The 7,548-nt window shown below is 54.8% G+C and carries 6 protein-coding genes; 3 read left to right on the top strand and 3 right to left on the bottom strand.

All coding sequences use genetic code 11. The features are described 5' to 3' along the window. The coding region (locus WA989_RS05180; protein WP_424339439.1) for a VOC family protein at positions 1–416 on the bottom strand (416 nt) is incomplete at its 3' end. Positions 417–878: 462 nt separating this feature from the next. Between WA989_RS05180 and WA989_RS05175 the strand changes: the two genes are divergently transcribed. From WA989_RS05175 to WA989_RS05165, 3 genes are all read left to right on the top strand, one after another. Further along, complete coding sequence (locus WA989_RS05175) at positions 879–3,368, top strand: TonB-dependent receptor (protein ID WP_424339438.1); 2,490 nt, start codon at positions 879–881, stop codon at positions 3,366–3,368. 22 nt (positions 3,369–3,390) lie between these two features. Continuing rightward, positions 3,391–4,425 carry an MBL fold metallo-hydrolase gene (locus tag WA989_RS05170; protein ID WP_424339437.1) on the top strand — a complete coding sequence of 345 codons (1,035 nt, stop codon included), beginning with the start codon at positions 3,391–3,393 and terminating at the stop codon, positions 4,423–4,425. Positions 4,426–4,609: 184 nt separating this feature from the next. Then, on the top strand, positions 4,610–5,791 hold the full coding sequence (locus WA989_RS05165; RefSeq protein WP_424339436.1) for an MFS transporter: 1,182 nt from the start codon (positions 4,610–4,612) through the stop codon (positions 5,789–5,791). A gap of 65 nt (positions 5,792–5,856) precedes the next feature. Here WA989_RS05165 and WA989_RS05160 read toward each other — a convergent pair whose 3' ends face one another. After that, positions 5,857–6,537 (bottom strand): glutathione S-transferase family protein, encoded by a 681-nt coding sequence (locus WA989_RS05160; RefSeq protein ID WP_424339435.1) that lies wholly within the window; start codon positions 6,535–6,537, stop codon positions 5,857–5,859. Between the two features lie 77 nt (positions 6,538–6,614). Further along, positions 6,615–7,538: a LysR family transcriptional regulator gene (locus WA989_RS05155; RefSeq protein WP_424339434.1), complete on the bottom strand. Its 924-nt coding sequence runs from the start codon at positions 7,536–7,538 to the stop codon at positions 6,615–6,617. Positions 7,539–7,548 lie beyond the last annotated feature (10 nt).

The raw sequence follows: 7,548 nt of genomic DNA, 5'->3' as shown, positions 1-7,548 counted from the left end.
TTCGGGTCGAAGAACCGAAATCCGTATCCGCCACCGAGAGACGTTAACGGGGCAGGCTGGGTGATGATTTTTCCACCGGCAGCTGCGACCTGGTGAACCAGGGCGTCGACCTCGGCACGATCTTTTGCGCTCCAGCTGATGACGTCTATCCGGGGCTCCGCCGTCTGACGAAGCCTGACGGAATAGGGCGCGCGTGTACCGGGCGCCACCAGATAGATCAGATCGTCAGAGTTCGGAACTTCCTCCAGTTTCCAGCTTTCGGTGTAGAACCGCTTCTCGGCTTCAAGATCGCTGACGCCGTAACCAATATAGCGAATGTCATTTACCCGTGCCAAACCTGCACTCCTCTTAAAATCCTGACGGGCTTGGAAAGCGCCGTTGCGCCGGAGCCCGAACAGATTGCGTATCAAGTTCATTGGACTGTCCGCCCGCCGACGGAGAAACGCACCTTCGGCAATACGATGCTGAGATTAGGGGTATTACCGCGACGGATCGATCCATCTGACTTTCCTCCCGGAGACACCGGCTCATGCGGTATTCTCTCACTCCAAGAATAGGCTACGAAGGTGAAAGCAATCTGTAAAACTGATATAATTTATATTGTTGCATCACTAAAATGGATGCGCGGCGCGTGCGGAGCTGAGAGATTGGCCAGTTCGCCAGCCAATGGATTTGGTTCAGGGTGGTCCGTTTACTTGCGCTGGGAGTCGCTTGCTACTGTATGGAAAACAGTTGGGGTATACTGAGCGCAGACGAAAATGTATCTGTTTGGTAAATCAATATGGATAAGAAGATACAATTTTCTTTATTCAACTGAATTTGCTCTACTCCCGTCATAGATGTCCGGAAAACGGATGCATGTTTTGGGAGGAACAGACATGAAATCGATCAAACTGGGAAGCGTATCCTGCATCGCCGTGGCGCTTGTCGTGGCATTTCCAGCTGCCGCACAGCAGAGCACACCATCCGATACGCCCGAGGTTGAAGATTCCTCCGCGCGTACTTTGGGTACTGTTACCGTGACTGCCCAACGCCGCGAAGAGTCTCTTCAGGATGCGGCGGTAGCCATTGAGGCTTATGATCAGGATCAATTAACGCGCACGGGGCTTGAATCTGCGCAGGATCTTGGGGCTTTGTCCCCTGCGCTTGGCGTAGTTGCCGGGGGCGGTCCGCTGACGAGTCTTTACGTGCGCGGTGTAGGCGCGCGGACAGTCAATCCACTTACGGATGCGGCCGTCGCTCAGAACATTGATGGTGTCTATCTTGGACGCGCAAGCGGCGCGGCTGGCCTGGCACTTTATGACTTGGAGCGCGTGGAGCTTCTGAAGGGGCCGCAGGGCACTTTGTACGGCCGCAACGCGACCGGCGGTGTCGTAAACTACATACCCCAGAAGCCGGTCATCGGTGAGTTGTCGGGATATGCGCAGGCCGAGATCGGAAATTTCAGCAAGTTTGGACTGCAGGGCGCGGTCAATATTCCTGTGTCCGACAAAGTCGCTATCCGCTTGTCGGGCTCGTCTCTTGATCGCGATGGATATTCCGACGACGGGACAAACGATGCAGATTCATTCAGCTTGCGCGGTCAGCTTCTCGTTGAGCCCACCGACCGACTGTCAATTCGCATTGCGGCTGACTACTCAGAAAACAATGCACTGGGCTCAGGCGGTGACCTGATCGGTACTTTTGGAAATCCGCCAGCTGGCAATCTCACCGACTTTACACCATCCGGCGTGCCGATGGATTCGGGCCCGACATCTGCGGCAGCGAACGCAATTCGTACGGGTGTTCTGCACACGCCGTCCTTTGCTTTTTATCAGCCACTTGATGTCAATGATTTGTACCAGAACAACTCTTTTTCCGGGGTGATGGCAGAGATCAATTATGAAACCGACGCTGGCACGCTGACGGTGATCCCGGCCTACCGGGAGTCCGATCAAGACTACACCTTCATCGGGCCCGGCTTCGCCCCCGCGAAAACGCGCGAGCAGAACAGCCAGACCAGCCTGGAGGCCCGCTTCGCAACAGAACTCGAGGGACCTCTTAATGGCATTGTCGGCGCGTTCTACATTGAGGAAGATATTCAAACCAGCGGCGTGTTTGCGCAGAACTACGCTTCGCCAATCCAGAATTATGATAACGGCGGCGACTCCTGGGCGATTTTCGGCCAGACGACATTTGATGTTACGGACGCATTCCGCCTCAATGCAGGGGTACGGTACACAGAAGATAGCAAGTTCGTAGACGGCATCAGTGATACCTTCATCACGTTCTGCGGCGGGGCTCCAGCTTCCGGAAACTTCCTGACCCCGCCGGCAAGCTTCGGTAATGGCTGTGCGACTGGCATTCCACCTCATCCGGTCATCTCGGACAGGGATGCGTTCATTCAGTATTTCGTGGATGCAGGACTGATTGCGCCAGGATCTGTTGCAACTGTTCCGGGGAACGGGCCGCCGCCGGTCTACAATCTCACGATACCCGGAGGCATTTCTCCTCAAATTGGCGCGCTCGTGAATGTCGGGGAGGGCGCCTTGCAGTCCGAGCTCGAGTTTGGCGAAACGACATATCGACTTGGTGCGGAGCTCGACTGGGGCGATAGCAATTTGCTTTATGCAGGCTTTGAACGGGGATACCGCGCAGGTGGTGTTGATCTCAGCATTGCCGCGCCAACATACGACTCCGAGTTTATCGACGCGTACACAATCGGCTCCAAAAACCGGTTCTTTGGCAATACACTTCAGGTCAATGCCGAGGCGTTCATCTGGAAATATGATGGACAGCAGGTCACCTATTTTACAACGCTGAACGGTGCTTCATCCTTCCCGATTGCGAATGGGGACGCGACCATCACAGGGTTCGACGTCGATATGATCTGGGCCGCAACGGACGCCACGACGTTGTACGGAAACGTTCAATTCCTCGACTCCACCTATGATAGCCTGACACTCATTTCCGACCCAGGAGCCGGCCGGTTCGGTTGTGCATCTGAGGGCGTATCCGGAAGTCTGGAGACATATGACTGTTCCGGACAGTCCTTGTTGTACTCGCCCGAGTTTGGTCTCGATATCGGGATCAACCATATTGTCGACATCGGCAATTACGAATTGTCTTTGACTGCGGATGCATCACATCGCGGGGAACAGAGTACCGACTTCTCTTTCCTGGATGCCACGAAGAGCGATTCCTACACCACGCTGAATCTGGATGCGACGGTCTCTCCATCTGATGGCCGCTGGTCTGTGTCCGCCTATTTGAGAAACGCAACGGACGAACGCTACTTTCAGAGTGTGAATTTGAACAATCGTGGTTTGGCTTACGGCATATACAATGCGCCCCAGACCTATGGCATTCGTCTAAAGGCAAATTTCTAGGTCCATCGGAAGGATATTCGCGATGCATAAAAAGAGCTTAGCGTTCGGTGTTGCCGTTTTTCTTGCGGCCTGTCAGTCGAATTCGGTCATTCCGGCAATTGCAGAGAGTCAAGCGCAGTCGTCGCCTAGCGAGACGCAAAGAGCGACGAGTTTGGAGTCCGAATTTGTCACTTTGGGAACAATGGGAGGGCCTGTGCTGTCTGCCCATCGATCCCAGCCGGCCAACGCTCTTGTGAGAGATGGCACCGTCTATCTTGTTGATGTGGGGGACGGCGCCGGTGGGCAGCTTGTCAAAGCGGGCCACGACCTCCTATCGGTCGACAGCGTTTTCATCAGCCATCTCCACTTCGACCATATTGGTGGTCTGCCAGCCATACTGGGGTTGCGCTATCAGCGAAGCGCACAAAAACCGCTGACGATCTACGGACCTCCGGGGACCCAAGACACGGTTGATGGGATCTTCAAGTATATGGAAGCGGAGATGCGGGTCGGCTATGCCGTGCCTGGCGCTCGTACACCGCCTACGCCGCAGGAAAAGACCATTGTCGTTGAGCTGGCGCCAGGTCAGGTCATAGATGTTAATGGCATGACCGTAACAGTCGCGGAAAACACGCATTTCACATTTCCATCGGGCTCACCTGCCGCATTGGTCAATAAATCCTATTCCTACCGGTTTGACATGCCTGATCGCTCAATCGTTTACACCGGAGATACCGGGCCGAGTGAAAACGTAGTTGAACTCGCCAAAGGCGCAGACCTCCTAGTGAGCGAGATGATGGACATTCCCTTCGTCATCGAAAACATCAAGCGCACCAATAGGAGTAATCCTAACCCGGTTCCCGAAGCTGCACTTGAGGGCGTCTTCCAGCACTTGCGCGATCATCACGTCACCGCGGTGCAAGTTGGCGAAATGGCGGACCAGGCAGGCGTTGGGGAGGTGATCGTGACGCACTTCGCCGGCAAGGAAGATCAAGCGTCTCTGGAACAGTACAAGTCCGACATCGCCAGCAGTTTCGGCGGTGACATAGCAATTGCTAAAGATCTGCAAAGCTTCTGAAATTGCAGATTGAAACGGCCGCCACTGCCAAGGAGAGCAGGGGCGGTCATACTGGGGCGCCCCACTTGATCATAGGATCGGGTTAAAGATGAGCGCGTGTGTACGCTGTAGGCTGAAGTTCGGTTGGATCGACTTGCTTCTCAATTCAAACAGAAAATGACTACGGGAACGAAAGGGACGGGGGATGTCGGATCAGACTGTTCAGAAGGCGCCACAAGCGAATAGCTTGCATGGTATACTGATTGTTCTGGCGGCAGTCATGCCGGTCATGGCGATCATCAGCCTCGTCCCGGTGGTTCCGCTGCTCGAAAAAGAATTCGCAGAGGTTCCGGGCAGTGCCTTCCTGGTGCCGGTTGCTCTGACCGTTCCTGCCTTGTGTCTTGCACTGTTCTCTCCCGTGGCTGGATGGGTCGCCGACCGGGTTGGTCGAAAATCACTCCTGGTCACGTCCCTGATTTGCTATGCGGCGATTGGCATTCTACCCTATTTTCTCGTAGACCTGAGACAGATCATCGTGGCGCGGATCGCGCTCGGCATAACCGAGGCTGCGATAATGACGGCCGCCACGACTTTGATCGGAGATTATTTCGAAGGCGACAGGCGTGAGCGCTGGCTCGGTATTCAGGTGTCGGCGATCAGTGTCGCCGCGATCGTACTGATCGCTATTGGTGGCGCGCTCGGCGCTACGCTTGGGGCCCGGGGGCCATTCCTGTTATACCTCGCGGCGCTACCATTGGGGCTGGTCTGCTGGCTCATTCTGTTCGAACCGCACAAAGTGAGAGTTCTTGTCGAAAGCAAAGAGCCATTCCCATTGGGGAGACTCCTTCCGCTCGCTACTGGGGGCTTCTTCCTAGGCGTCCTCTTCTATGTCGCAATTGTGAAACTCGGAGATATCGTCGCCCTGAAAGTACCACCCAATCCAGCTCTGCTTGGCGGGGTCGGGGCCGTTGTGAATATGGGAGTTGTCGCAGGAGCAATTGTATTCGGCGTGCTTAAGACTAACCTGTCTAGATCGGGCCTTGTCGCGCTTGCAATGGCTCTTATGGCAGCGGGATATGCCGCAGTTCCATTCGCTCAAGGTGTGCCACTGACTGCAGCCTCCGTCTTCGCAGTCTGTGTGGGAGCGGGAATATCGATTCCAACGTTCATCACTTGGGTGATGAGCGTGTTGCAACCAACGGCGCGCGGCCGAGGCGTTGGCTTCTGGCAAGGTGCATTTTTCCTCGGCCAGTTCATCGCACCGATCACGGCAGTTGCGCTGTCTTCCCAGTTGGGCGGATTTTCCAACGCGTTAATGGCCTATTCCGCGCTCGCTATTGTGGTCGGGTTGATTGCATGGATAAACACGCGCCGGCGTGATTCCTGAAATTAACGGCACGCGTCCGGGGATGCCTGAACTTTTCGGAATGTGAATCCCGCGTCAAGGCGTGGCTAAGGCTGCACGAACTTGATGGAAAATCCGTTTTCGTCCAGCCACGCCTGAGCCTTCCGTTCCCGTTCAATGGCGCGCTGGAATGCGGATATTTCCAAGGTTCGCTGATAATGCGCCAATATTGCTGGGAAGGGGGTGGGGTCAAATCCGGCACCCGTAATGCGAAACCAGACCCAGTGCAGATAAGCATCAAGGGCTGACCATTCTTCGCCGCCGATCCACTTTTGCTGCGACAATACGGTTTCATAGCTCGCCAGCTGTGAAGAGATTGCCACCTCGGCCATCTCCTTTACCCGACCGGGTCCCCCTTCCAGGTCGCAAAAGAATTGAGGCATGCGGATCCTCGTCACTAGTGGATGAAGGTCGGATGAAAACCTGAGCAACTCGCTCAAAACCTGGCTTCGTTCGAGCTCTGTTTGCCCGAGGTGCAGAATCTGCGACCTTGGGTATTGCGTATGCAGCCACAACAGGATCGCCGGATTTTGTGAAATGGCTTCGTTGCCTGTTTGAAGAACCGGAATCTTTCCCGCCGGATTGAGCGACATGAATTCCGAGGATCGATGGTCGCCCCTCATGAACACAACGAGTTCAGCTTCAAATGCCGTTTCAGTCTTTTCCAGCATGACGAGTGGAACGCGAGAGCAAGCTCCGGGGGCGAAGTAGAGTTTCGGTTGGGTCATTTGGCTTCGATCTGTTGTCACCGTTAAAGGTCAGATTGAGCATATAGGTCACACTGCCGATTGCCTAACTCGTGTTATCAATTTGCATCCATCGGCAGAGTGAATTGCACCTGATCCTGAATCTGCTGGATCAGCCATATCAAGCCCGGATCGGTCGCGCGTGCCTCGTTATGTTGGAGATGTTCGGACATCGGCTCCAAATTGAAGGGCATCTGCGCGATCCTGATAGGCAGGATCTCGGCGAATTTCAGGGCTAGTCTTTCGTGCATCACGGTCAGGTGTGGCGAACCCACAACAAGTTCAGGCGCAAGCAAGAAGGACGACGCGATGACGTCCTCCTTTCTGGCGCGCCCCCTCGCATCGATTGATGTTTGCGCAATGGATGCCGGCCGGACTCTGCCTAACTTCACCACGACATGGCTGGCCTCGTAGAATTTGTCTTCAGTCAGCGGTTTTGATAGCATGGGATTATTCGCGCAGCCGACCACCACAAATCGTTCGGTAAACAACAGAACGCTTGGGTGTGAGGTTGAGAGTTGCGACTCGGGTAGTATGGCCAGATCAAGCTTGCCTTGTTCCATGAGTGAGGAAGTTGTGTCGCCCGGAGGCAATATATCGAATTGCAGACCGGGAGCGATCCGGAACAATTTTCTGAGAAGCGGCGCGAGCAGGACGGTTGCGATATAGTCCGACGCTGTGAGCGTAAATCGGCGCTGTGAGCTTGATGGATCAAATAGCGTTGACTGGGAAATCAGTGCTTCAACATCATGAAGAACCGCTTTGATTTGTTCGCTCACCTGCATGGCATGAGGTGTCGGGACCATGCGCTTGCCAGTCTGTTGAAGCAAGTCATCATTGAAATATTCACGAAGGCGTTTCAGCGCTGCACTCATGGCAGGCTGGCTCAGATGCAGGCGTTGCGCGGCCGCTGACACACTTCGTTCGTCGAGAAGAACATCAAGTGCGACGAGGAGGTTTAGATCCAGTCCCTTGAATCGCATGTCGTATCAC

Source organism: Henriciella sp. (genome assembly GCF_049649345.1).
GTDB lineage: Bacteria > Pseudomonadota > Alphaproteobacteria > Caulobacterales > Hyphomonadaceae > Henriciella.
The sequence above is the reverse complement of the archived record's forward strand: the minus strand, read 5'-3'. Positions and strand labels throughout refer to the sequence as shown.

Coding starts and splice junctions, on each gene's coding strand:
- WA989_RS05175 (WP_424339438.1), top strand. CDS start 879: ATGAAATCGATCAAACTGGGAAGCGTATCCTGCATCGCCGTGGCGCTT.
- WA989_RS05170 (WP_424339437.1), top strand. CDS start 3,391: ATGCATAAAAAGAGCTTAGCGTTCGGTGTTGCCGTTTTTCTTGCGGCC.
- WA989_RS05165 (WP_424339436.1), top strand. CDS start 4,610: ATGTCGGATCAGACTGTTCAGAAGGCGCCACAAGCGAATAGCTTGCAT.
- WA989_RS05160 (WP_424339435.1), bottom strand. CDS start 6,537: ATGACCCAACCGAAACTCTACTTCGCCCCCGGAGCTTGCTCTCGCGTT.
- WA989_RS05155 (WP_424339434.1), bottom strand. CDS start 7,538: ATGCGATTCAAGGGACTGGATCTAAACCTCCTCGTCGCACTTGATGTT.